Genomic DNA, 23,707 nt, shown 5'->3' with positions numbered 1-23,707 from the left:
CAGGACTTGGTTTCAACATTCATTCCTTGACATCGCGCGGACTTGCCTAGCCGATCGGCAGGTGCTCTGTTCAATCGAGCACCCCTCAATGGCGGTGTCATCGTCACTCAACATTTCACAAAATTTCAGGAGCCTCGATTCCCATGGTTATTCAAACCGCCACCTTGGGCTATGCCCGCATGGGTAAAAATCGTGAAGTCAAAAAGGCCCTAGAGTCTTTTTGGCATGGCAAGTGTGAGATCAGCGCCTTGCGATCGGTCGTAGAAGCCGTGGAAACCCACGCTTGGACAACCCAGTTAAAGGCTGGGGTCGATCGAATTGCCGTCGGAGACCAAACTCTTTACGACCACGTTCTAGATTGGTCGGTGCGTCTGGGGTTAATTCCCGCTCGGTTTCGGCAGTTCACAGGCATTGATCAGTACTTTGCTATGGCCAGGGGCAAAGACGGGATTCCTGCCCTCGAAATGACGAAATGGTTTGATACCAACTATCACTATCTCGTGCCCGAAATTGAGTCTGATCTTGCTCCCGCGGCCAATTTCGATGATTTTCTGGCAACGGTCAAGCGAGCACAGCTCATTCTCCGCGATCGGGCGACTCCCGTGATCCTCAGTCCGGTCACGCTGCTCACCCTCAGTCGGCGCTCCAACGATCTCTACTCGGATTTGGATCGGTTGTTGCCTCTCTACCTTGACCTGCTGGGGCAGTTGAAATCTCTGGGAATCACCGAGGTGCAATTCCATGAGCCAGCCTTGGTGACCAGTCATGCCGGCGATTTAGAAACTGCCATTAAACATACCTACCATCAGCTAGCAACTGCGGGGCTGCCGATGCAACTGGTGACCTACTTTGATGATCTGGGGGATGCCTATAGCTGGGTGATGCAGCTCCCGGTAGCTGGAGTTAGCCTCGATTTCACGCGAGGCAACAATCTGTCTTTAGTGAAAGCCTATGGCGTTCCTCACGACAAAGTGCTTGGGGCCGGTGTTGTGGACGGGCGGAGCGTTTGGGCAATTGAACCCAAGGGTCTGCTGGAACTGCTTCAGGAATTGCAGGCAATCACGCCAAATTTGCGCGTTCAGCCCTCCGCGTCGCTCCAGTTCGTTCCCCATGATGCAACCTGCGAAACTCAACTCCCCCAACCCTTGCGCGATGTCCTCAGCTTTGCGGAGCAAAAGTTAACGGAAGTGGTGTTGCTGGCCAAGGGCCTCAACGGACAAGACATTGCCCATGAGCAAGCGGCGATCGAGTTGCGTTGGCAGGTATTCAAGCGCTTTAACTTGCCTAATCCGGTGGTGCGCGACGTGTTGCGAACCCTAAAAGTAGAGGATTTTCAGCGCTCCCTTCCCTATGAACAACGACTGAATCGACAACCCAAACTCCCCCCCTTGCCCACCACCACGATCGGTTCTTTTCCTCAAACCCAAGACATCCGACAACTGCGGCTCCGATACAAAAAGGGAGAAATTTCCCAAACAGACTATCACCAGGCGATCGATACCAAGATTGCAGAGTGCATCAAGCGCCAAGAGGACGTTGGGCTAGATGTGCTAGTCCACGGTGAATTTGAGCGGACTGACATGGTGGAGTATTTTGGACAGCAACTCCAGGGCTTTGCCTTCACAACGGATGGATGGGTGCAGAGTTATGGCAGTCGTTGTGTGCGCCCACCCATCATTTATGGTGATGTGTCCCGCTTGCAACCCATGACCGTTCGGGAGTTTCGAGTTGCACAATCGTTGACAAACAAGCCAGTGAAGGGAATGCTCACTGGCCCGGTCACAATGATCAATTGGTCATTTCCCCGAGCTGACCTCCCGCGCCGTGAACAGGCCATGCAGATTGCGCTGGCTTTACGCGATGAGGTTGCCGATTTGGAAGCCGCCGGAGCTGCCATGGTGCAAGTGGACGAACCGGCTCTCCGGGAAGGGTTGCCCTTGAAATCTGCCCGGTGGAATGAGTACCTCAGTTGGGCTGTGGATTCGTTCCGATTAGCCACCGGTGGCGCGAAGGCTGAAACCCAGATTCACACGCACATGTGCTATTCCGAGTTTGGAGACATTATTGAGCACATTGAGCGTCTAGATGCTGATGTTCTATCCATTGAAAATAGCCGCAGCAACAACGCAACGCTCTTTGAAATTACGGATGCTGGATATCAGTATCAAGTTGGGAACGGGGTCTATGATGTCCACAGCCCAAGCGTTCCTAGTGTGGAGCAAATTCTCCAACAGTTGCGCACTGGTGTTGATCTTTTGCCTGTTCAGCAAACCTGGATTAATCCTGACTGCGGGCTAAAAACTCGCCAGTGGGAAGAAGTGCTTCCTGCGCTCAAAAATATGGTGCTCGCCACGCAAAAGCTACGGGAAGAAATTCATGATTCATCCCACTAGTTCAAGGTTGCCTGACCTGACTGTTGAGTCACCTACTTTTATTCAGGAAAACTTCCTGTATATCGGCTATGTTGCATGGCAGGGCTACCTCAAACATGGACGAGGAATCGTGGCTTGTGTGGCGAAAGAAACGGTGACTACTCGCTTGGGCTGGATTGAGAATGTAACAGCAAGGTCTGTGCAATATATTCCGTTTGACCTTGCTGCTTTATACCTTGACCTCTGCCTTGTGCCTGTTAGTTCAATCGATCGCCTGTTGAACACAATCAAAACCTATGTGCCCGATCGAGAAATTTTGATTTTGGTCAAGCACGGTCAAGAGGTTGAGATTGACTGGCTGCAAAACCTAGCAATTGCGCCTTCTGAGTGTTATCACCAAGTTTGCGATCGCTGGTCAGAGTTTAATTTGGCTTCTTAACTCGATAGGAGCTGAATTAACACCAAAAATTTCAAGGTTGATGATTGATTCGGCCTATCAGCTCGATGAATGAGCTAGTTCATTGTGTCCTCTTTCATTTATGAATAAGCAGTCAATTTTGGCATTGGCAGACCATCCCACCGTGGCAGTGACAGGGCGAGTGGATCATTGGCTACATGATCCTGCGGGGCGATTGCCCGTGAGCTGCACGGTTCTGGCTGTGCAGGATCGAATGGATGGCCCGGATGGCATCGAAGACAGTTGGCATTTCACGAGCCAGGCCCTCCGCTATGGGGCCGGTGTCGCGATCAACTTGTCAGCGCTGCGGCCCGCTGGTACGGTTTCGCCGAATGTCACGGCCTCTGGCCCCACATCTTTTGCCCGCATTTACAGTGTTCTGAATGAGACGATCCGCCGGGGCGGCCGATTTAAAAACGGAGCGGTCAATTTGCATCTGGATAGTCATCACCCCGATGCTCAGGACTTTATTAATATTCCAATTGATCGCCTGCCTTGGGCTAAACGCACGCTAATTGTCCATGATGATTTGCTGCAATTGCCATACCTGAATGACATCATGGGGCAAATGCAATCCGGCAGTTTGTGGCTCTCTAAAGCTCGGACTGACGCTGCGGGAAATTTGCTGTATGGCAATGTTTGCAATGAAATCTTCTTGCCGTCACGGGGAACCTGTTTGCTGCAGCATGTCAACTTGGGAATGTGCTGCATTGAGGATATTCCTGATGCTTTCGAGCATGGTATGAAGATGCTCTGTGCAATTCACCCTGTGACTGGCGTGGGTGAGAGCGGCCTTTATCGATCGCCCGAACATGATCGACAGGTGGGGTTGGGGGTAATCGGCTTGGCATCGCTTTTGGCGATCGAAGGGATTACTTATCATGAGTTAGTTGAAGCTTGGGAATTGCGACTGCGGCCGATCGATTACACCAAAAATCAAACCAAGGCCGATCGATTAGTGGGCAGCCTGATTGAAGGGTTCGATCGCGCTGCGGCTTGGGCCCGAAAAAAGGGAATGGAGCGCAGTCTAACAATTGCGCCAACGGCTTCCTGTGCTTATCGCTATGTTGATCGCGACGGCTACACAACAACACCGGAAATTAGCCCCCCGATCGCCTGTGAAGTCGATCGCTACAGTGGCGTTTTTGGGATTCAAACCTATGATCATCATCCCCGAGTAGAAATTGCTTCAGAAGTGGGGTATGAGGACTATTTCCGATTGGCCAATTGTTGGCAGCAAAGTATGGAAGCGACGGGACAGGCTCACTCGATCTCCTTTAACGTTTGGGATACCCAGGTGATTGATCAAGCTTTCCTAGAACGATGGATGCGATCGGCACTCTGGACAACCTACTATCGATTACCAGTCCGTCAGCAGGCTGCCCTTGATAAAACCATCATTCAACAGAAACAGATCACTTGCGATCTGGCGGCCGACGAATGTGTTGCTTGTGCTGAATAGAAAGGACCTCTGATGGACTTTTACACTGAACAATTAGCTCGTAAGCGCTCTTGGACACCCACTTGTGGCGAAAAAATGAATACAGTGCCGGGGGCAGATCAAGTTTTGGGGCGGGCCTTGGCTCTGCGCATTCTTGAATTAGAAGTGGCGGAATGGCTAGACGATGCTTTGGGTAAAACGACACTTCCAGCAACAGCAGTTGAATGTCTGCGCTCTAATATTCTGGACGAGGAACGGCACGACAAAGTATTAGGCATGGCCGCTCAAATCTATCAATTAACGACAGATAGAGATGAAGAAACAGCCAAGCAAATTCACCAGCAATGGATTAATCATCCTGATCACCCGCTGGTTAAGGCCTTTGTATTAGAAAATTCTGTTTTCTTTGTGATTTTGCCCTTGCTTCGGATGTTTGGTGGTGTGGGTTTAGGAATCATCTCGGGCGATATTTCTGGTGATGAGTCTGTCCATGCGGCTGTGCATCGCCAAATAGCTCATGATCTGGGATTGACCTACAGCAGTTCCTTAGACCGTCTCAGAAGAGATACCGTTGGTTGGCTTGTTGATGGCTTGCGGATTCCTGAAGCAGGACGCTCTGGGAAGCCTCAACGTTGGTTGGATGCATCAGATAGCTTGCTCTATCAAGGTGCTTCTGACTTGGTAGAAACCCGCCGCGCGATTCAGCCTGCATTTTTTGAAATTGCTAACGATGCCCTGCCGAGTTATCGATAGCCGGTCAGGCAGCGGCTTGGGTTCTGTTACTGACAATCGTATTTTCCAGCTTTTTTGACCATGTTTTTTGACCTGAAGTTGTGACGAATTGGAGTTTTTGTATGGCGACATCTTCTTCTGATTGGCAGGAGTCTTTTGTTGCCACAAATTTAATTGCTCTGGGATATAACGCTTGGAGTAATTATCTGGCGGAAGGACGAGGTGCAGTTATTTGTAGCTTGAATTCACCGCAACTCAATATTGCAGGAGAAACATTTCGCACCCATTATGTTGTGAGGTCACGGCTCGCAGCATTTTTAAATGCTTGGCTAGCCTTTCCTGACACGGTTATTTTGAATCATCACCATATTAATGGTCACATCTTGCAAGCCGTTGACAGCTATAACCCCGAAACCGATCTGGTTTTGTTGCTGGAATCTGGCGCTCAAGCCGCTTTTTTGTACTTACGCGCTTTGCCCATTTCGCCTCCTAAAAGTTATCAAGTAGTTTGCCGAATTCAAGATGAATTTCGTCTTGAACAACCGAATGCTGCTGAGGTGGGGCAATCTGGAATCGGTCTGAATTTCTAGTGAAACTGGCTGCGGTCTGTCGGCTTCTGGGGCGATCGCCCTGCCCGATCGCCCCAACAGCAATATTCTGAACTGTGCGTTGCTCCTGGATGTTTTATGCGTCTGTCCCGAGCCTTGTTCGTCACCCTTCGTGAAGACCCCGCCGAAGCCGTTGTCACCAGTGATCTTTACATGAATCTCTGTCCTTAGGTTTCGCAAGGCTCAACCTAACCTACTGACTATTGGATTATCGCACTACTATTTTTGATAGGATTATGAGTCAAGAATGACTTGAATTTGAGATTTCAATTCAGGAATCTCTTGATCAATAATTCTCCAAACAATTCTTAGATCAACTCTAAAGTATTCATGAACCAGTAGATTTCGGAAGTCAATAATATCACGCCAGGCAATATTTGAGTATTGATGATGGGTTTCCCTGCTGATCGCTCTTGCCGCTTCGCCAATAATCTGTAGCTGAAGTAGGATCCAGCCTTGAATTAATTCATTTTCAAAAAACTCTTTCTCACCTCTTTGGGCATATTTTTCTATTTTTTGAATAGCCTCTTGGATATCTTTGATTCGCTCAAGGTCATTTCTCATAAGGGGCAGGCTTCTTGTAAAACCTCTTGGCGAATTCGATCTTTCAAACCGGCAGGAGTCACCACATCAACTCTAATGGCGAGTAAGTCTTCTAAATCTCGAATCAACCCCACCGGAAACCAAGGACTAATGCGACTGAGATCGTAATCCACCAATAGATCCAGATCGCTATGGTGATCAGCCTGCCCACGGGCAACGGAGCCAAAAATTCGGACATTGTAGGCTCCGTGTTGAGCCGCAATTTCTTTGATGCGCGCTCTGATCACTGGGGTCAAGTCGTTGAGTGTCATCGGCTGTCATTTTTTTATTCCGATCGTAATGGATCGACTTGCCAAGCGTCAGTGATCTTTGCCCAAGTTTCTGTCGTTGGGTTGAGCTTTGCGAAACCCAACCTACTAGCTTTGATTCGCTAAGGGGGATGATTGCGACGCATCAATCATTACAAGCCAGGTAATTGGTATTAACCCAGCCCCAGAGACCTGTCACCCGTCGATTGGGCCCCGAAACAACTTGGACGTAATCCCAAATTCCCTGCTGTTCGTACACATCAACAATGTTGCCATTGTTCAGACCAGCCCGCGACGCACCCCCAGGCGTATGGCGAAGGGCTAATTGCCCGGTGCGAATACCAACCACACGACAACGCAACAGGGGAGTTTGTTTGCTCCCTTGCTTCGACATCATCGGCATCAAATGAGTCGTGCCCAACCGCCCTTGTTCGGTAGCCGTGCCATTAGCTGTTGCGATCGAAGCGCTGGTTGGCGCAACCCCAGCTCCCAACACCAAACCACACCCTAAGCCAAGTCCCCAAGCCAAAATCCTAGAGCGATCCATTGCAGCAAGCCTCAATTCACTAAAACAATTTTTTAATCAAGAAAATTTCAGTTTGGTAAAAGAACTAATTGTCTTAAGACGGGGCAGACTAATGCAGTCACCCGCGCGATCGCCCTGCCCGATCGCCCCAACTGCGATATTCTGGACTGTGCATTGCTCCTGGCTGTTTTATGCGTCTGTCCCAAGCCCTGTTCGTCACCCTTCGTGAAGACCCCGCCGAAGCCGTTGTCACCAGCCACAAGCTGTTGCTGCGTGCGGGCTATATCCGCCAAATCGGTAGCGGGATTTATGCTTATTTGCCCCTGATGTGGCGCGTGCTGCAAAAGGTGTCGCAGATTGTGCGCGAGGAAATGGACGCGACGGGCGCGCAAGAATGCCTGCTGCCGCAATTGCAACCGGCGGAACTGTGGCAGGAGTCGGGCCGCTGGGATGTGTACAAAGCAGAAGGAATCGCCTTTACCCTGAGCGATCGCCATGAGCGGGAGCTGATGCTCGGGCCCACCCACGAGGAAGTGATCACCACCGTGGCCAAGGAGCTGATCCGTTCCTATCGCCAACTACCGGTGAATTTGTATCAAATTCAAACCAAATTCCGCGATGAAATTCGCCCGCGCTTTGGCCTGCTGCGGGGTCGCGAATTCATCATGAAGGATGCCTATTCCTTCCACACGTCGCCCGAAAGCCTGAAAGAAACCTACGACGCGATGGATCAGGCCTATCGGAATATGCTGCGCCGCTGTGGCCTGAAGTTCCGGCCGGTGCAGGCGGATTCCGGGGCGATCGGGGGCAGCGCCTCCCAGGAATTTATGATCCTGGCGGACACGGGCGAAGACGAAATCCTGTTCACGGAAGATGAGCAGTACGCCGCCAACGTGGAAAAAGCTGTGTCGCAGCCAGTGGATGCGGTTCCCTCGCCCTTTACGAGTTTTGAAACCCTGGAAACGCCGGACACCACCACGATCGCCCGCTTGTGCGAGGTGCTGAAGTGCGACCCGACCCAGGTGGTGAAAAACGTGCTCTATGAAGCCGTGCTGGATAACGGCAAGCGGGTGCTGGTGCTGATTAGCATTCGGGGCGATCGGGACGTGAACGAGGTGAAGCTGTTCAACGCAATCACCCAGCGGGCCCCGAACTACGGCGGCACGAAGGTGCTGGCCCTGAAAGTGCCCGATGCGGATGCCCAAGCCGCCTGGGCCGCCAAGCCCTTGCCCCTGGGCTACATTGCACCAGACTTGAGCGACGACCACATCGCCCCGGCCAAGGATACGGCTCCCCAATTCCTGCGGTTAGTCGATCCGAACGCCAGCCAGCTCCAAAACTTCGTGACCGGCGCGAATCAACCGGGCTATCACGTGGTGGGGGCAAACTGGGGCGCTCAATACCAACTGCCGGAAGTGGTGGAGCTGGACTTGGCGCGGCCAGGCGATCGGGCGGTGCATGACCCCTCGCAAATCCTGCAATCGGCGCGGGGCATCGAAGCCGGTCACATTTTCCAACTGGGGTTGAAATATTCCCAGGCCATGGGCGCGGCCTTCACGACAGAATCCGGTGAGAGCCAGCCGTTTTGGATGGGCTGCTATGGCGTGGGGGTGTCGCGGATTGCCCAGGCGGCGGTGGAACAGTCCCACGACAAAAATGGCGTGATTTGGCCAGTGGCGATCGCCCCGTACCAAGCGATCGTCACCGTGCCGAACATTGCAGACGAGAACCAAATGGCGATCGCCCAGCAGCTCTACAGCGACCTGAATGCAGCGGGCATCGAAACGATCCTGGACGATCGGGAAGAGCGGGCTGGCGTGAAGTTCAAGGATGCGGACTTGATCGGGATTCCGTTCCGGGTGGTGACGGGCCGGGCGATCGCCCAGGGCAAGGTGGAACTGGTGACCCGTGCCACGGGCACGGCCGAAGAAGTGGCGATCGCCGAGTTGGTCAGCACGTTGCAAACCAAAATCACCGAAGCCTTGCAGGCATAGCGATCGCTAGGGCAACTCGGCCAATTGCAAACGAGTCGGTAGATTGGCGGGCGCGATATAAACGGTGGATTTTTCCACCTTTGATCGCGCCTCAATCAACAAATCCTGAGCCACCAACCGATTCAGATAGCTACGGGCAGTATTTTCGCTAATGCCAAATTCCGCAGCCGTTTGCTTGGCGGTAAATTCCCGGCCGGGTTGCTTGAAAGCTGCCTTTAAAATTTCTAAATGACCGCGTTTCAGGGTCTTGGCGATCGGGCTGTGATCGATCCAGCCCATAAATTCATAAAATTCTCGTTGCTTGCGTTCCAAATAGTCATGCAAAGCTTGGATTGCTTTGATGATCGTTTCCGTTTGGTTATAAAGAAAATAGGTCAAATCAAAGTCATCGGTTTCCGTATAGATAAACGCTTTATCGTAGTCACCGCGCTTGGGCTGAATAAATTTGCTAATGGAAATATATTCAAAAACGTCATAGCCTGACCTCAGCACACTCCAATAAAACAGTGCGCGGGCAGTGCGACCATTCCCATCGCCGAAGGGGTGAATATAAGCCAACATAAAGTGCAGAATAATCGCTTTAGCCACCGGATGAATAAAGCTCTTGGCATTATTGATGCCATAGTCGCCGTTGGCAAACGTACAAAGCGCTTCTAGGCGATCGGGAATAGTTTCCCAGTCGGGCGGCTGGAAAATCGTCTCTTGATAAGCGTCAGCAATAAAAATCTGATTGTCTGTTCTGAATTCTCCAGGGATTGCCTGATTTTCAATCGCCTGATCCGTGGCAATTTGGTGCAGTTCACGGATGAAATGAATCGATAAGGGTTCGGACTTTTGCTCAACCACCTTTTTCATTAATTGGTAGTTGTTAAAAATCATCCGTTGCGATTTATCTTTGGGAGCTAATCCTTTTTCAAGCATATCTTTGGCCACAGCCCGAGTCGTTGAAGCGCCTTCCAACTGTGATGAAGTAATCGCTTCTTCTTGGATCAGGCTCTTGACCAAGTAGCTATGTTTTTCGTCAGTGCGGAAACTCGCGGCCGTGTCGCCCACTTTGTCACCCAAGCCGGTCATTCGATCAATGTGGTGCAAGTTGGCCAGCAGGGAATTAGGCATACAAAACCGGAAGGGGCGATCGCCCTCAGCCGCCAAGATTGGAATTGCTTGGCGAATCATGCCTCTAGCCCATTTGGTTGCTAGCCAAGCAGCCTGTTCATCGTCACCGGGCTGAACCCGCCATTGAAAGTCATTCCAATGTAGATAGCGGCCTTGCTCATCAATCACGCCATAGCGCGACAGCAGGGGCGACCATTGCTCAAAGGAAATTGCTGCGCTGAGTTGCTCAAAGGTGCGTGGTGTCCTGATTCTGCCCATTGCTGGATTTGTTAACCGCAAAAAATAATTTTTGAGTTTTAAGCATAATCACAGGGTAGTAGGGCCTGTCGTCAAATTGCCTGAAACCCCGATGATCTCGTTCTCTCAACCGATCAGTCGCAGGGGCGGGGTGAGGAGACCCAGCCCCCGTGATCCTGGCTTGTTCCCAGGGATGGACAGGGTTGTGGCGATCGCTCAGATTAGGGTTGGTGTTAACGGGGCGATCGCCCCCTGTACTTACGATTAGCCCACCGCTTCCGGGCGGCGATCGTACATTTTTTGGTAATAGGTTTGGTAATCGGCCGACAGCAGCGGTTCCCACCAACTGCGATTCGTCAAATACCAAGTGACCGTGCGGCGCAATCCCTCTTCGACCGTGACGGAGGGTTCCCAACCCAGCTCGGTGCGGATTTTTTCGGCATTGATCGCATAGCGGCGATCGTGGCCGGGGCGATCGGTCACGAAGGTAATCAGGCTGCTGCTGGGCTGCTGGGGCAAGCTCCAACCATGCTGCGGGGCCAGCTCATCCATCAGCTCGCACAGCAACTTCACCAAGTCCAGGTTCCGCACCTCGTTGTTGCCGCCAATGTTGTAGGCTTCACCCGGTTGGCCCTTGTGGATTGCTGCATCGATCCCGCCGCAGTGATCTTCCACATAGAGCCAATCGCGGATGTTTTGCCCATCGCCATAGACCGGCAGCGGCTTGCCCAGCAGGATGTTGATGCACATCAACGGGATCAGCTTTTCCGGGAAATGGTAGGGGCCGTAATTATTCGAGCAGTTGGTGATGATTGTCGGCATTCCGTAGGTGTGGAAGTAGGCGCGGGCCAGGTGGTCGCTGCCGGCTTTCGAGGCGGAATAGGGGCTGTTGGGCGCGTAGGGTGTGGTTTCGCTGAAGGCGGGATCGTCTTCGCCCAGGGAGCCGTAGACCTCATCGGTGGACACATGCAGGAACCGCCAATCGGCTGGCTTACCCGCCGCCAGCCAATGTTGGCGGAAGGCTTCGAGGAGGGTGAAAGTGCCGACCACGTTGGTTTGCACAAATGCGCCGGGGCCGAGAATGGAGCGATCGACGTGGGATTCGGCGGCGAAGTGGGCGATCGTGTCGATTTGCTCTTCGCTCAGGAGCCGATCGATCAAAGCCCGATCAGTGATGTCGCCTTGGACAAACCGCAGTCGATCGGCCCCTTCGAGATCGGCCAAAGTAGCCCGGTTGCCCGCATAGGTCAGGGCATCGAGTACCACCACCCGATCGCCCGGATAGCGATCGCACCAGTGGCGGACAAAGTTGGAACCAATGAAGCCCGCACCACCCGTGATGATGATGCGGCGAGGGGAACGGGCGATCGAGTCAGTCATGGTGGGTGAATTTCGATCAGGGATCGCATGTCGAGATCAACAAACAAAACCTACCAGACCCCAGCCCCATCCCTAAGCGCCGGTTCCCTGCATGGCGGGCAGGTCAATTTCCTTAAGGCAGGTGGCCCGCGACAGGGACAGCACACAATCCATAATCATCAGCAAGTCCGACAGGGGAATCGCCGCGCCCCCATCAAGTTGCGCCGCCGCCAAGTCGGCCAAGACTTCCGGCGTGCCCACATTGCCCGGATTGATGATGGTGGCGGCGATTTGTTGCGATCGCAGCTCCTCACGCAGGGCATGCACCACGCCCCGCAGCCCAAACTTGGAGGCGCTGTTGGCCACTTCGCGCCCCGGGAAGTTGTCGCAGCCCGACAGCGCCCCCATCAAAACGATTTTGGGATTGGGCGATCGCCGCAGGGCCGGCAACAAGCGCTGAATCAGCCGAATCGGAGCCAACAGATTCACCGCGATCACCCGCTCCAAGTCCGCATCGCTACAGGTTTCAAAGGCGTAGCGACTGGTGAAGGCATCGGTTTCCCAAGTGCCGCCCATGTACAGCAGGGCATCCAGGCGATCGGCTCCGATCGCCTCCGTCACAGCAGCAATCCCCTCGGAGGTTGCTAAGTCCGCCGCTACCCATTCCCCCACCGGGGCCGGGGTACGGGAAACGCTCACCAGGCGATCGGCTCGGGCTTGGAGATGTTCGGCCACGGCCAAACCAATACCGCGACTGGCCCCCGCCACCAAAAGGGTTTGAAATGCCCGATCAGCCATCAAACTCCCTCCGTGGTTTGTAGCGTTCGGCGCAGTCCAGTCAACCCTGGAAATACTTGGTTGAGAAAACCTTGGAAATAGTCCGCATGAAATGTTTGATAGGGCTTAAATCCCAAGGATTCGTAGGTGCGCTGCGCTACGACATTGCCATTGATGATCATGATGCCAGCATGGGAATACTGGCGATCGCGCCCTAGATCGATCAGGAATTGGACTAAGAATTTCCCAGCGCCTCGACCGCGAGCTTGGGGCGCAACGGCAACACTTTCAATCGTCCAAGGTGCAAAGGGTTTCAGGAATGGAGGCTGATAGTCACCACCCCAAAATTCTGCATAGTTTTGGCGAAATTGTTCCACCATCGGCGCTGTCCAATGCAAGTGCTGAGCAATTTGATCCAAGCGCGATCGATTAACCGGGCAATAGTCAGCAACGGAGCTTTCGTAACCTGCAGCAGCGGCGATCGGTTCTCCCCGTTCTTCCAAAATCCAAAAGGTTTGAATACTTCCCCAATAACATCCATCCGCTCGTAAGATCGCCTCCAAAAAGGCAATTGTCGGAGTGTCTAGTCCCACCAAGAAGTCACCCCAAAAGCAGTGGTTCAGAGGCGGCAAGGCTGCTTCGTACATCATCCGTGCAAGGAAAGGAATATCCCTCGATTCCGCAGCACGGATCGTCCAGTCCTTTGTGGCGAGAGGGCTTTGGGATACCAGCATTGACATGGATATGAGATGTTGTCTTTAGCATACGTACAGTCTGTATGTTTAAAAATGACAGCAATCCACTACCCTTGTCAAGAGACAAGCTGTATGTATGTCAAAATCATCATGCCCCCGAAGCAAACCAAAGCAGAGCAAGCCTTTCGCACCCAGCGCGCCATCCTCGATCGCGCTCGTCACCTCTTTTCCACCCAAGGCTATGCGGCCACGGGTACGGCAGAAATCATTGGTGAGTTGGCCGTGACGCGCGGTGCACTCTATCACCACTTCAAGGACAAATCGGGACTATTTGCGGCAGTTGTAGCCGAAGCCTATCGGGATGTTAGTGACTATATCAATGCCCAAGTTCAGGCTATTGATGACCCTTGGGAGCAATTAATTTTTGGCTGTCAATCCTTCCTAGAAGTTGTCCAACAAGATGATCTACGGCGGCTCTTATTAATCGAAGCACCAGCCGTTTTGTCAGCAGAAGCCTTGATGGAATTTGATCAGTATGGATTTGGATTGTTGCAAGCCTCCATTCAAGATCTTGTGCAATCTGGTCAGCTCCAAACCATTGATTCAGAAGGGTTTTCGCATTTGGTTAATGGAGCGCTCAACGAGCTAGCCACATGGATAGCCCAAGCGGATCATCACGATCGCCTAGAAACAGCTAAAAAATTAATTGAAGTCCTCTTAACGCATCATCGAAAAACATGAGTCTCTAGCGTGAAACTCAATTACCCTTGCATGGATTATCTAGCGCGTTAGCTTTGAAATTCTTGTTCCCCTGGCTAGTGATGGATCACGTATCGGGCAATCCATCACTAACAGCTAGGGCAATACCTAATCACACAGCCTAAACCCGAAAATTCAGGGTAGCCCTAAACACTTGGAGCAGAACGGAATCGCTTCATGTCTTGCTGTTGAGGAAGCACTACGACCCTCACCCGTTCGATCGCCCTGCAACCAGCACAGCTCAGTCAGCACCCTCATGACGATCGAGCAGTGCTTTCAAGGCCCGTTTCATCTCATCCCGGCTGGTGGTAGCTGTACCGATGTGGCGCACCACCAGGCTGGCGGCCAAGTTGCCCAGCACCGCCGCTTCCCAAGGCGTGGCCCCCAGCACGTAGCCCAAGGTCAAGGCCGCCACCACCGTGTCGCCCGCGCCGGTCACGTCAAACACCTCCGCCCGGTTGAAGGCGGGAATGTGGGACACGTCGCCCGATCGCCCAAACAAGCTCATTCCCGACTCGCCACAGGTGATCAACACGTATTCCGCCTCGGTTTTGGCCAGCAGCGTTGCCCCCGCCTTCAGTAAACTCTCTTGGTCGGTGATGCCAAAGCCCGCTTCCCGTTCCGCTTCCGGCAGGTTGGGCGTAAACCACGTGGCTCCCCGGTAGCGGGTGAGTTCCTTTTGGGCATCAACGATCACCGGCTGGCCGGTCAGGGCCGCTTGGATCACGCCGCTGGAAAACACCCCATCGCCGTAGTCGGAGCAAACCACCGCCTGGGCCTTGGGGGCGCGATCGGCCACAAACTCAGCCAGGCGATCGCAGTCGGCCGCTGTGGGGGGATCGTCAGATTTGCGATCGAACCGGACGATCTGTTGGGTCACGGACTGGCGCGAGTGGGCCGAAATCCGGGTTTTTGTCACCGTGGGCCGCGCCGCTTCCACCAGCGCCCCGGTGGTGTCAATGCCCGCCGCCTCAAAGATTTGACGCATGGCCAGCCCTTGCACATCGTCCCCCAAAAAGCCAGCAACCTGGACGTTTGCCCCGAGCTTAGCTAGGTTATAGACCGCATTGGCCCCGCCGCCGGGCACTTGGCGCGTTCGTTCGTGGCGGATGATCGGCACTGGCGCTTCTCGGGAAATTCGTTCCACATATCCCGTCAGAAACTCATCCAAGGTCAGATCGCCCACCACCAACACCTGCGCTTCCCCGAAGCGATCGATCAGGGTCAATAGTCGATCGGTCGATCGGCGCAACAACGGCATGAAGTCTGGATCAAAAGTCATAGGGGGCAAGGTTACGATCGCAAGCATAGAATAGGCTATCAGCACATCAGGATCACTGCTGAAACCACATTCCATTCATTCAAAGACTCTGCGAGCAGTTGAGCGTGTTCGTAGAGGTAATAAAAATAAAAAAGACCGATTCCTTTAACGGCTAGCCATGGTTCTTGAGTGATGGGTTGCTGGTTTTCGTGAACAACCAATTCGTATTCTGCTTCGTATTCCGCCGGGGATTGCGCAACCTAAGACAGAACTCTGATTAGATCCAAATTCTTCAAAATTCATCAACCTCAGGAAACGATTTCTTGTGATCAAGACTTGACTGAATCGAAACATCAATCATCATTCAATTTCTTGTGGTGATTGATTGTGGATAATCAGCGTTGTGCTTGTCAACTGTGTTAATTTCCGAAAATTTTGATAAGCTTTGGGTTCCGTGGCTAGCGCAATTGGCTGATTTTTTAGATCATTCAAAATGACTTCCATTTGAGGAGTGTTTTACCCATGTCTTTCACCCTGATTCATCGCCTTGGTCAATCCCTATCTGCTGGGCGATTAGTGGCCGCTTCTGCGGTGCTGTCCTTAGCTTTGGTGGGTTGTGGCGAAAGCAAAGTTGCCCAATGCAATAAGCTGATTGCCGTTGTGAACAAAGGGCAGCAGATCAGCTCCAGCATCAAGGGGATGGATGCCCCGGCGATGAAGAAACTGTCCACGGATCTGAGTGGCTTATCGACAGAAATTGGGGCTGTGGAAGTGGCCGATGAGACCCTGAAGGGTTTTCAGGGACGGTTTGTCAAAATCTATTCGGACTTGAGCACCGCTTCCAGCAAAGTGGGCGGCGCATTGGAGGAAATGGAAAAGACGAAAAAGCCGAGTCCTGAAAGCTTGAAGCGGCTGAAGCAATTGCAGGAAGATGTGACCGGGGCCAGCAAGATGGGAGAAACGGCGGCGAAGGACGAAAGCGCCTTGGTCAAGGAAGTGAACACCTACTGTGCCGGTAAGTAGTGTATTGGTTAGCGTGCAAGTCAATTAAATCTGAGATGAAAAACTTGTTGGATGGTGGAGCAACGCTAGGGGATTGCGCTTGATTGCTTTTCTCTGTTGATGGATCGATCGTCCAACAAGATTCCTGTTCTGTGATTGTGCTTGCGATCGCCCGATCGCTGGAAATGGATTGCCTTTGTTAACACTCGGTAAACGCTGGGTAGCTGAATTTTTCTAAGCTCCACGGTCACCTTGTGCAGAATCTAGCCCTTGTTGAGGCGTTGGAACTTTATCAGGGCTAAGCACCTGTTTGCCCATCCAACTCACCCGCTTGGGAACCATGATTCCATCCTCCGTGGTGCTCCCCGAGGAATAGGACTGAGCACGCACCTGTACCACAATCCAAACTAGGCGATCGACGGGCGATCGATTACGCAAACAGCGTTCACCATCGGGACTGACCCGCACAAAGCTGCCTTCTTGGACTGGAAAAACCCAGTTATTGACTTGAAATTCTCCCTCCCCCGCCAAAAAGAGATAAACCTCTTCATTTTGCTGATGCTTGTGATAGAAAAGCAGCGACTCTTTGGGCGAAAGGCTATTAACAGAAATTTCTGCCCCGGTTAACCCTAGTAAATCCTTCAAGAACAGTTTTCCAGGCGTTGGCAGCGATCGATCGCCCAGGTTGAGGGTAAAGGTGAACTGTTCGAGGTTGGCAAGCGGCCCCGCGTGGGTCACGGCAAAGTCTGGGCCGGTCTGGGCTGTGGGTTGGGTGTTGGATGGGGCGTGGTACATGGCGATTAACTTTTAAGTTGCAAGTTGCAAGTCAAAATCAAACTAACAGGGTTACTTGTAAAATGCAAGGGAGACTTGAAAAAGTTGTAAATTCCTGAACGGGAATGAATTTTGGAGCCTTGTGCTATGGCGGTTGACCACCGATCTCACTGCCCGATCGCCTGTACGCTGGATCTCCTGGGCGATCGGTGGACGCTGCTGGTCATTCGGGACATGCTGTTTTTTGGTAAGCAGCGCTTTGAGGAGTTTTTGGAATCGCCCGAGGGAATTTCCACCAATATTTTGGCCAGCCGCCTGAAGTCTCTGGAAGCCCTGGGGCTGATTACCAAACAGCCCTACAGCAATCACACTCGCCGCATGAATTACCAACTTACGGAGGCGGGCGAAAGTTTGCGTCCTGTGCTGCGCTCGATCGCTCGCTGGGGCCTGAAACAATTTCCTGAAGCTCGCCTACCGGATGCTTTAGATTCAAGTTCCGCTAATTCAGATTGAGCCTGCGGCTAATTCGCATCAGTCATAGGTGCTCTATAGTTTGAATCTGACCACTTCTGTAACACTATAAAGACTGAAGAACGTCATGTCGCGCAAAGACCAATTTCACGAAGCCGTTAAACATGGCTTAAATAAAGAAGGATGGACGATTACACACGATCCATTTACAATTCAGATTAGCGAAACGATTAAGCTCAAAATCGATCTAGGGGCTGAGACAACAATTGCAGCTCAGCGCAATCACGAAAAAATCGCAGTAGAGATTAAAAGCTTTATTTCAGACTCAGAAATCAGTGACTTTCATGCTGCATTAGGTCAATATTTGAACTACTTGCAAGCCCTAGAAGACAAAGAACCAGATCGTGTTCTCTATTTAGCAGTTCCAAAAGATAGCTATCAAGATTTTTTTCAAGTCTCTTTTATTCAGAAGTCCTTGAGACGATATGAAGTCAACTTGATTGTTTATTGCCCGCTGCAAGAGGTGATTGAGCAATGGATAAGCTACAGAGATACCATCAAGTAATTCAAGATTTACTGATGGAAGAGGCCCATCCCTACTGTCAGTCGGATGACGTAGAGACAGTAATTATCTGTGACCCGGAACGGCATCACTACCAGTTAACTTATATCGGCTGGGAAGGGGATCAGCGAATTTTTAATTTGATTTTGCACCTAGACATTAAAGATGGAAAAATCTGGGTGCAACATAACGGCACTGAAATGGCGATCGGTAAACGGCTGATGGAGCATGGCGTGCCCGCTGCGGATATTGTGTTGGGTTTCCAATCCCCCTTTCGCCGCCAATTTAGCGGCTATGCGATCACCTAATCAGTTTTTGTTAAACAGAATCAGTTCTCCAATCGGCCATAGCCGCCGCCGCCGGGGGTTTCGATCGCGATCGCCTCACCCGCTTCTACCTGTACCTGGTCAGTAGCCCCGAGCGGGTCGATCGCCCCGTTCAGCCGTTCCACCCAGGCGCGGCCCGGTTGACCCGGTGCGCCGCCGGCCAGGCCCGCCGGTTGGGTTGATCGCCGCCCCGAGACGATCGCCGCCGTCATCGGTTCCAAAAAGCGCAGTTTGCGGATCACGCCGTTGCCGCCGCGCTGTTGGCCCGTGCCGCCGCTGTCGGGGCGAATTTGGAAGGACTCCAGCCGCACCGGATAGCGCCACTCTAACACCTCGGGGTCTGTGAGCCGGGAGTTGGTCATGTGCGTTTGCACCGCGTCGGCTCCGGGGAAAGTTGCGCCCGCCCCCGCGCCGCCGCAGATCGTTTCGTAATATTGGTGTCGATCGCTCCCAAAGGTGAAGTTGTTCATCGTGCCCTGGGCGTTGGCCATCACCCCGAGGGCTTGGTAGAGCGCATCGACGACGGCTTGGGAGGTTTCCACGTTGCCGGCCACGACGGCGGCGGGCGATCGGGGATCGAGCAGGCTGGCGGGTGGCACGGTCAAATCGATCGGGCGCAAACACCCGGCATTCAGGGGGATTTCATCCGCCACGAGGGTGCGGAACACGTAGAGCACGGCGGCTTTGGTGATTGCGATCGGGGCGTTGAAGTTGTTCGGCTGCTGGGGCGATGTGCCGCTGAAGTCGATCGCCGCCCGCCGCCGCGCCCGATCGATCCGCACTTGCACCGTAATCTGCGCCCCGCAGTCGAGGGTGATCGTCGCTTGCCCGTCGCGCAATTGGGCGATCGCCCGTTCCACCGAGGCGGCGGCGTTGTCCTGCACAAACCCAGCGTAGGCTTGAATCGTGGCGGCTCCGTAGGTATCCGCCAGGCGCTGCAATTCCTGGCAACCGCGCTCGTTGGCGGCAATTTGCGCCTGCAAGTCCGCCAGGTTTTGCACCGGGTTGCGGGCGGGGTAGGGATTGTCAGCCAGTTGCGCGAGCACGTCAGCCTCTAGGAATTCCCCGGCGCGGACGATCGGCAGGAAGTCAAACAGGATGCCTTCTTCGGCGATCGAGTGGCTGTGGGGTGGCATCGATCCTGGTGTGAGGCCGCCCAAGTCCGCATGGTGGCCGCGGGAGGCGACGAAGAAATCGGGGCGATCGCTCAGGACTCCGGCGGGCGATCGCAACCAGACCGGCGTAATCACGGTGATATCGGGCAGGTGCGTGCCGCCGTTGTAGGGGTTGTTGCTGGCAAACACATCGCCGGGCCGCAACTCCCGCGCCGCCATCAGGGCTGTGACCGTTTCGCCCATGGAACCGAGGTGGACGGGAATGTGAGGTGCGTTGGCGATCAGTTGACCGGCGCGATCGAACAGGGCGCAGGAGAAGTCCAGCCGCTCCTTGATATTCACGGAATAGCTGGTGTTTTGCAGGGTTGCGCCCATCTGCTCGGCGATCGCGCTGAACCGGTTGTTGAAGATCTCTAAGCGCACCGGATCGGGCTGCGGCACTGGCTCGTCGTCGGTTCGGACAAGATGCTGAAGCCCCTTGTCTAGATCGGTTGGGGCGAGGGTTTCGAGGACTAGGCCACCCCGATCGCCCAAGGTGGCCGCCCAGCCCGGTTCAATCACGTTTGTGCCCGTTGGTTCCACAATCACCGCTGGCCCGACGATTCGATCGCCCGGTTGCAAATCCGATCGCCCAAAGACCGGCGCATCCCACCAGCGATCGGCCGTATAGATCCGAATCGTCGTAATCGGTTCCGGCGGGGTCGATCGACTGGCAACCAGCAGCGGTTCCGGCGGCAGATCTTTATGGCGCACCAACTCCAGGGCGATCGCCTCAATCACCACCGGCTTATCGGGCAGGGCGAACCCGTAGCGCTGGCGGTGGATTGCCTCGAATCGATCGCGCAACCAGGCCGCCGGGTCGGGTTCCGTGGCCGCCGGCCAGCTCACTACCAAGGGCGAATCCGTGCCGCCGTAGCGCAGCCGGGCCGTGCGGATCGCCTCCTGGAATCCCGGCAATTGCGGCTCCAGTGACCGTTGTAAGTCGCCAAAGATCGGCTCCAACGCAGCGATCGCCCCCGGTTCCAAGACCTGCTCGATCGCCCGTTCGCCAATTTGCCGCACATCCGCCAGCCCAATCCCATAGGCCGACAGCACCCCGGCGTAGGGATGGATAAAAATCCGCGTCATCCCCAGCGCTTCCGCCAACAGGCAAGCGTGCTGGCCCCCCGCCCCGCCGAAGCAACAGAGGGTGTAGTGCGCCAAATCGTAGCCGCGCTGGACGGAAATTTGCTTGATCGCCGCCGCCATTTTCTCGATCGCGATCGCCAGGAACCCGGCCGCCACCGCTTCCGGGCTGCGGCCGTCGCTGGTGGCCTGGGCGATCGTCGCCGTGAGAGCCGCGAACCGTTCCGCCACGATCGCCTGGTTCAAGGGGCGATCGCCCTCGGGGCCAAACACCGCCGGGAAAAAGTCCGGGTGCAACTTCCCAAGCTGCACATTGCAATCGGTGACGGTCAGGGGGCCGCCGCGCCCGTAGGCCGCCGGGCCGGGATTCGCCCCCGCCGAGTCCGGCCCCACCCGGTAGCGCTGGCCATCGAAGTGCAAAATCGAGCCGCCGCCCGCCGCCACCGTATGGATCGCCATCATCGGAGCCCGCAGCCGCACCCCCGCCACCGCCGTCTCAAACTGCCGCTCATACTCGCCCGCATAGTGGGCCACATCGGTGGACGTGCCGCCCATATCAAAGGTGACGATTTGCTCAAAGCCTGCCGCCACGCAGGTTTGCACCGCCCCGACAATGCCGCCCGCCGGCCCCGACAGCACCGCATCTTTGCCCCGGAACCGATCAGCATCGGTCAGCCCGCCGTTGGACTGCATAAAAAACAGCTTGCCCGCCAAGGCCTCACGGTTCGGCCCCGCCAGGGTCGATCGCACCTGGTTCACATAACGCCGCAGCACGGGCGACAGGTAAGCATCAACCACGGTGGTTTCGGCGCGGCTAACCAGCTTGATCAGCGGACTCACGTGATGGGACACGGAAATTTGCTCAAAGCCCGCCGCCTCCGCCAAGGCCGCCGCGATGTGCTCATGCTGGGGATGGCGATAGCCATGGATCAGGGCGATCGCGCAACTGGTGCAACCCTCGGCCCGCGCCGCCTTCAGTTGCGCCAACAAGTCCGCCTGGGCCGCTGCATCGAAGGGCCGCACCACTTCCCCCTGGGCGCTCAACCGTTCTCGCACCTCGATCGCCCGTTCATAAAGTGGCGCGGGTTTGCGAATCTCCAGCGCAAAAATATCCGGTCGGTTTTGGTAGCCAATCTTCAGGGCATCGCCAAACCCTTCGGTAATCACCAGCACGGTGCGATCGCCTTTGCGTTCTAGCAGGGCGTTGGTGGCGACGGTGGTTCCCATCTCGATCGCCCCAATCTGCGCCAGGTCGATCGGCTCGTCGGCGGCCAATCCCATCAGGTCGCGAATGCCCTGGACGGGCGCATCGGCATAGCGATCGGGGTTTTCCGACAGCAGCTTATGCACCACCAGCCGCCCATCGGGCCGCCGCGCCACAATGTCGGTAAACGTGCCCCCGCGATCGATCCAAAACCACCAACGCCGATCCATGCTTTGCCCCACCCGAAGCGCCTAATCTCGATTTATCATATCGATTAGGGCCGTCACGGGCGATCGGGGAGTTGGCAAAGGCGATCATGCTGTATGTAGGTTAAACTAGAACAGTAGCCTAGAAAAACCGTATTTTAAACTGTGAGCTTATCTTAATAAAGTTCCAAGCACTGTAAACAAGTAATCTTGCAAGTTATTAAACTTTTAGAGAAATAAACCAAAACGTCTAACAATCTACATGGGTATAGAAGGCTCTAAAAATGGAAAAAGGCAGCCCTAAACAAAAAAACAAGAAATCTAAGAAAACATCTAATAAAAGCAAATCACCTGATTTTGCGCGAAAGCAATTCTTGCGACAAGCTATCGGTGTTATAGATATGTGGCTTAAGAGAAAAAGGAGTCATCTCTACAGCCCCCAAAATTCTAAAGTACTGACTGTTATGGTGCTTTCTAACTTTATGGGATATTCCTTTAGAGAAATCAGGGATATCTACCAAGAACTTTATAATTTTCCATTTCATCAGAATGAATATGAAATGATTTCAAAGAACTTGGAAACTGTTTATTTACAAATGATGGAAGACTTCAAGCATACAAATCGACTGCCTACACTAAGTCGATGCAGGAAGCATCCTATTGAGAATCTTAATGGCAACACCACGGAGGAATGCTTGCGTAATGACCAATATTCCGAAAACCATGCAGATTGGTATTCATGCAATAGCGTAGATGCAATGGACGGAAGTAAATATATTGGATATCACCGACGTGAATATCAGCAGAGCCGATTTGGATCTTTTCCAGTTCATGATGATTATAGTGATGAGTCATGGGCAGACGACAATCCTTGGGAGTAGTTCTTGCTTGAGAGAATCATAGGCCGTAATCAAACTATTCAAGTCAATAACCAACAATCTTGCTAACTGACTTCGACTAAATGAAGTATTTCGTCCCACATAAAAATATGCTCAAGAAATGTTGTTTTTTATAAAACCTATCAACTTGATTTTATTCAATGAAAATCCTAGAAGACTTTTACAAGTCAGGAGAATGATCGATGCCTGGTTACAATCATTACCCATCATGTACTTGCGGTTGGTGTTCCGGTGGAGGGGGACGGCCATTCAATAACCTTGATTTAAGTGATCTCAGAAATTTTACGAGCTATACAGCCCGTACCACCTGCGTATCCACTTCCAACACTGACTCTGCGAGAACTCATAGGACTATTTGTTGGTGGTGTGGTGCAGAAGTGTACTATCACACAAATGGGTACGGCGATTCTGTTTTATTTGATAGTTTAGGAAGTCCTTGGCAAGTACACTCATGCTGGGATCGGCATAGAGAAGGAGAAAAAGATATTCAAATATTTGAAATGAAAGTTGATGAGTTTAAGATTCTAATACTCGCTGGTGCTATTCGTAAGCTTCAAGAAGATGGAGCAGTTCCAACAGAGGAAAGTGTAGCCCTTGAAATGGGTCTTTCTATCGAGAGCTTAAAGAAAAACTACAGCGATTTTTACGTGATTATCCCTAGAACGTATGGGCATATTAGCTTGCGCCAAGGATTCTAAACATACCTAACTAGTTTTAATTAGCCGGTAGATACTGTGTTCCCCGGATAGACGCAAGGGGCTGAGAGTGAAGAAAGGTAAAGCTTAAGAGCCAGGAGCTGTGGCGACCGCTAGTTGGCTGGGGTCAAACGGTCTGCCAT

At 53.2% G+C, this 23,707-nt stretch carries 23 protein-coding genes; 13 read left to right on the top strand and 10 right to left on the bottom strand.

All coding sequences use genetic code 11. The features are described from left to right. Positions 1 to 143: 143 nt before the first annotated feature. The 5 genes from metE (at position 144) to H6G52_RS17910 (ending at position 5,592) form a co-directional block, all read left to right on the top strand. Positions 144 to 2,393 (top strand): 5-methyltetrahydropteroyltriglutamate--homocysteine S-methyltransferase, encoded by a 2,250-nt coding sequence (metE, locus tag H6G52_RS17930; RefSeq protein ID WP_190530139.1) that lies wholly within the window; start codon positions 144 to 146, stop codon positions 2,391 to 2,393. Then, the gene (locus H6G52_RS17925; protein ID WP_190530138.1) at positions 2,377 to 2,811 is read left to right on the top strand and encodes a hypothetical protein; all 435 of its coding nucleotides are present in this window, start codon (positions 2,377 to 2,379) and stop codon (positions 2,809 to 2,811) included. The genes metE and H6G52_RS17925 overlap by 17 nt, the downstream gene beginning before the upstream one ends. A gap of 100 nt (positions 2,812 to 2,911) precedes the next feature. Continuing rightward, positions 2,912 to 4,291, top strand: coding sequence for a hypothetical protein (locus H6G52_RS17920; protein ID WP_199312494.1), 1,380 nt, complete (start codon positions 2,912 to 2,914; stop codon positions 4,289 to 4,291). A gap of 12 nt (positions 4,292 to 4,303) precedes the next feature. Next, on the top strand, positions 4,304 to 5,023 hold the full coding sequence (locus tag H6G52_RS17915; protein ID WP_190356311.1) for a ferritin-like domain-containing protein: 720 nt from the start codon (positions 4,304 to 4,306) through the stop codon (positions 5,021 to 5,023). A 101-nt stretch (positions 5,024 to 5,124) separates the two neighbouring features. Then, positions 5,125 to 5,592, top strand: a complete 468-nt coding sequence (locus H6G52_RS17910; RefSeq protein ID WP_190530136.1) for a hypothetical protein — start codon at positions 5,125 to 5,127, stop codon at positions 5,590 to 5,592. Between the two features lie 252 nt (positions 5,593 to 5,844). Here the strand turns inward: H6G52_RS17910 and H6G52_RS17905 are convergent, their stop codons facing one another. From H6G52_RS17905 to H6G52_RS17895, 3 genes are all read right to left on the bottom strand, one after another. Next, the gene (locus H6G52_RS17905) at positions 5,845 to 6,174 is read right to left on the bottom strand and encodes a DUF86 domain-containing protein (RefSeq protein WP_190530134.1); all 330 of its coding nucleotides are present in this window, start codon (positions 6,172 to 6,174) and stop codon (positions 5,845 to 5,847) included. After that, complete coding sequence (locus H6G52_RS17900) at positions 6,171 to 6,464, bottom strand: nucleotidyltransferase family protein (RefSeq protein WP_190530132.1); 294 nt, start codon at positions 6,462 to 6,464, stop codon at positions 6,171 to 6,173. Before H6G52_RS17900 ends, H6G52_RS17905 begins: the two co-directional genes overlap by 4 nt. Before the next feature lie 142 nt (positions 6,465 to 6,606). Continuing rightward, positions 6,607 to 7,008 carry an SH3 domain-containing protein gene (locus H6G52_RS17895; RefSeq protein ID WP_190530130.1) on the bottom strand — a complete coding sequence of 134 codons (402 nt, stop codon included), beginning with the start codon at positions 7,006 to 7,008 and terminating at the stop codon, positions 6,607 to 6,609. Positions 7,009 to 7,178: 170 nt separating this feature from the next. On the opposite strand from H6G52_RS17895, the gene H6G52_RS17890 reads away from it, so the two are divergent. After that, positions 7,179 to 8,981, top strand: coding sequence for a proline--tRNA ligase (locus H6G52_RS17890; RefSeq protein ID WP_190530128.1), 1,803 nt, complete (start codon positions 7,179 to 7,181; stop codon positions 8,979 to 8,981). Positions 8,982 to 8,987: 6 nt separating this feature from the next. Here the strand turns inward: H6G52_RS17890 and H6G52_RS17885 are convergent, their stop codons facing one another. From H6G52_RS17885 to H6G52_RS17870, 4 genes are all read right to left on the bottom strand, one after another. Continuing rightward, entirely contained in the window at positions 8,988 to 10,355 is a 1,368-nt protein-coding gene (locus tag H6G52_RS17885) for a Fic family protein (RefSeq protein ID WP_190530126.1), read from the bottom strand. A 243-nt stretch (positions 10,356 to 10,598) separates the two neighbouring features. After that, the gene (rfbB, locus tag H6G52_RS17880; RefSeq protein ID WP_190530124.1) at positions 10,599 to 11,714 is read right to left on the bottom strand and encodes a dTDP-glucose 4,6-dehydratase; all 1,116 of its coding nucleotides are present in this window, start codon (positions 11,712 to 11,714) and stop codon (positions 10,599 to 10,601) included. A 72-nt stretch (positions 11,715 to 11,786) separates the two neighbouring features. Continuing rightward, on the bottom strand, positions 11,787 to 12,491 hold the full coding sequence (locus H6G52_RS17875) for an SDR family oxidoreductase (RefSeq protein ID WP_190530122.1): 705 nt from the start codon (positions 12,489 to 12,491) through the stop codon (positions 11,787 to 11,789). Next, the gene (locus H6G52_RS17870) at positions 12,491 to 13,204 is read right to left on the bottom strand and encodes a GNAT family N-acetyltransferase (protein WP_190530120.1); all 714 of its coding nucleotides are present in this window, start codon (positions 13,202 to 13,204) and stop codon (positions 12,491 to 12,493) included. Before H6G52_RS17870 ends, H6G52_RS17875 begins: the two co-directional genes overlap by 1 nt. 111 nt (positions 13,205 to 13,315) lie before the next feature. On the opposite strand from H6G52_RS17870, the gene H6G52_RS17865 reads away from it, so the two are divergent. Continuing rightward, positions 13,316 to 13,906 carry a TetR/AcrR family transcriptional regulator gene (locus H6G52_RS17865; RefSeq protein WP_190530144.1) on the top strand — a complete coding sequence of 197 codons (591 nt, stop codon included), beginning with the start codon at positions 13,316 to 13,318 and terminating at the stop codon, positions 13,904 to 13,906. A 259-nt stretch (positions 13,907 to 14,165) separates the two neighbouring features. On the opposite strand, the gene H6G52_RS17860 is transcribed toward H6G52_RS17865, so the two are convergent. Further along, entirely contained in the window at positions 14,166 to 15,206 is a 1,041-nt protein-coding gene (locus H6G52_RS17860; protein ID WP_190530119.1) for a bifunctional heptose 7-phosphate kinase/heptose 1-phosphate adenyltransferase, read from the bottom strand. 501 nt (positions 15,207 to 15,707) lie between these two features. On the opposite strand from H6G52_RS17860, the gene H6G52_RS17855 reads away from it, so the two are divergent. Next, positions 15,708 to 16,208 (top strand): hypothetical protein, encoded by a 501-nt coding sequence (locus tag H6G52_RS17855; protein ID WP_190356302.1) that lies wholly within the window; start codon positions 15,708 to 15,710, stop codon positions 16,206 to 16,208. Positions 16,209 to 16,421: 213 nt separating this feature from the next. Here the strand turns inward: H6G52_RS17855 and H6G52_RS17850 are convergent, their stop codons facing one another. Continuing rightward, positions 16,422 to 16,982 (bottom strand): cupin domain-containing protein, encoded by a 561-nt coding sequence (locus tag H6G52_RS17850; RefSeq protein WP_190356301.1) that lies wholly within the window; start codon positions 16,980 to 16,982, stop codon positions 16,422 to 16,424. 126 nt (positions 16,983 to 17,108) lie between these two features. Between H6G52_RS17850 and H6G52_RS17845 the strand changes: the two genes are divergently transcribed. The 3 genes from H6G52_RS17845 to H6G52_RS17835 all read left to right on the top strand — a co-directional run bounded on the left by H6G52_RS17845 (position 17,109) and on the right by H6G52_RS17835 (position 18,302). Next, the gene (locus H6G52_RS17845) at positions 17,109 to 17,474 is read left to right on the top strand and encodes a helix-turn-helix domain-containing protein (protein WP_190356300.1); all 366 of its coding nucleotides are present in this window, start codon (positions 17,109 to 17,111) and stop codon (positions 17,472 to 17,474) included. Between the two features lie 85 nt (positions 17,475 to 17,559). Then, the gene (locus H6G52_RS17840; protein ID WP_190530117.1) at positions 17,560 to 17,997 is read left to right on the top strand and encodes an element excision factor XisH family protein; all 438 of its coding nucleotides are present in this window, start codon (positions 17,560 to 17,562) and stop codon (positions 17,995 to 17,997) included. Next, positions 17,967 to 18,302, top strand: a complete 336-nt coding sequence (locus H6G52_RS17835; protein WP_190356232.1) for a XisI protein — start codon at positions 17,967 to 17,969, stop codon at positions 18,300 to 18,302. Before H6G52_RS17840 ends, H6G52_RS17835 begins: the two co-directional genes overlap by 31 nt. A 20-nt stretch (positions 18,303 to 18,322) precedes the next feature. Here the strand turns inward: H6G52_RS17835 and H6G52_RS17830 are convergent, their stop codons facing one another. Next, the gene (locus H6G52_RS17830) at positions 18,323 to 21,994 is read right to left on the bottom strand and encodes a hydantoinase B/oxoprolinase family protein (protein ID WP_190530115.1); all 3,672 of its coding nucleotides are present in this window, start codon (positions 21,992 to 21,994) and stop codon (positions 18,323 to 18,325) included. A 260-nt stretch (positions 21,995 to 22,254) separates the two neighbouring features. On the opposite strand from H6G52_RS17830, the gene H6G52_RS17825 reads away from it, so the two are divergent. Both H6G52_RS17825 and H6G52_RS17820 read left to right on the top strand, forming a co-directional pair. After that, positions 22,255 to 22,851, top strand: coding sequence for a hypothetical protein (locus tag H6G52_RS17825; protein ID WP_190530113.1), 597 nt, complete (start codon positions 22,255 to 22,257; stop codon positions 22,849 to 22,851). 395 nt (positions 22,852 to 23,246) lie between these two features. After that, positions 23,247 to 23,567: a hypothetical protein gene (locus H6G52_RS17820; protein ID WP_190530111.1), complete on the top strand. Its 321-nt coding sequence runs from the start codon at positions 23,247 to 23,249 to the stop codon at positions 23,565 to 23,567. The last annotated feature ends 140 nt before the right edge of the window (positions 23,568 to 23,707 follow it).

Source organism: Limnothrix sp. FACHB-881, assembly GCF_014698135.1.
Lineage (GTDB): Bacteria > Cyanobacteriota > Cyanobacteriia > CACIAM-69d > CACIAM-69d > CACIAM-69d.
Note: the sequence above shows the minus strand (reverse complement) of the source record. Positions and strands in the feature narration are given on the sequence as shown.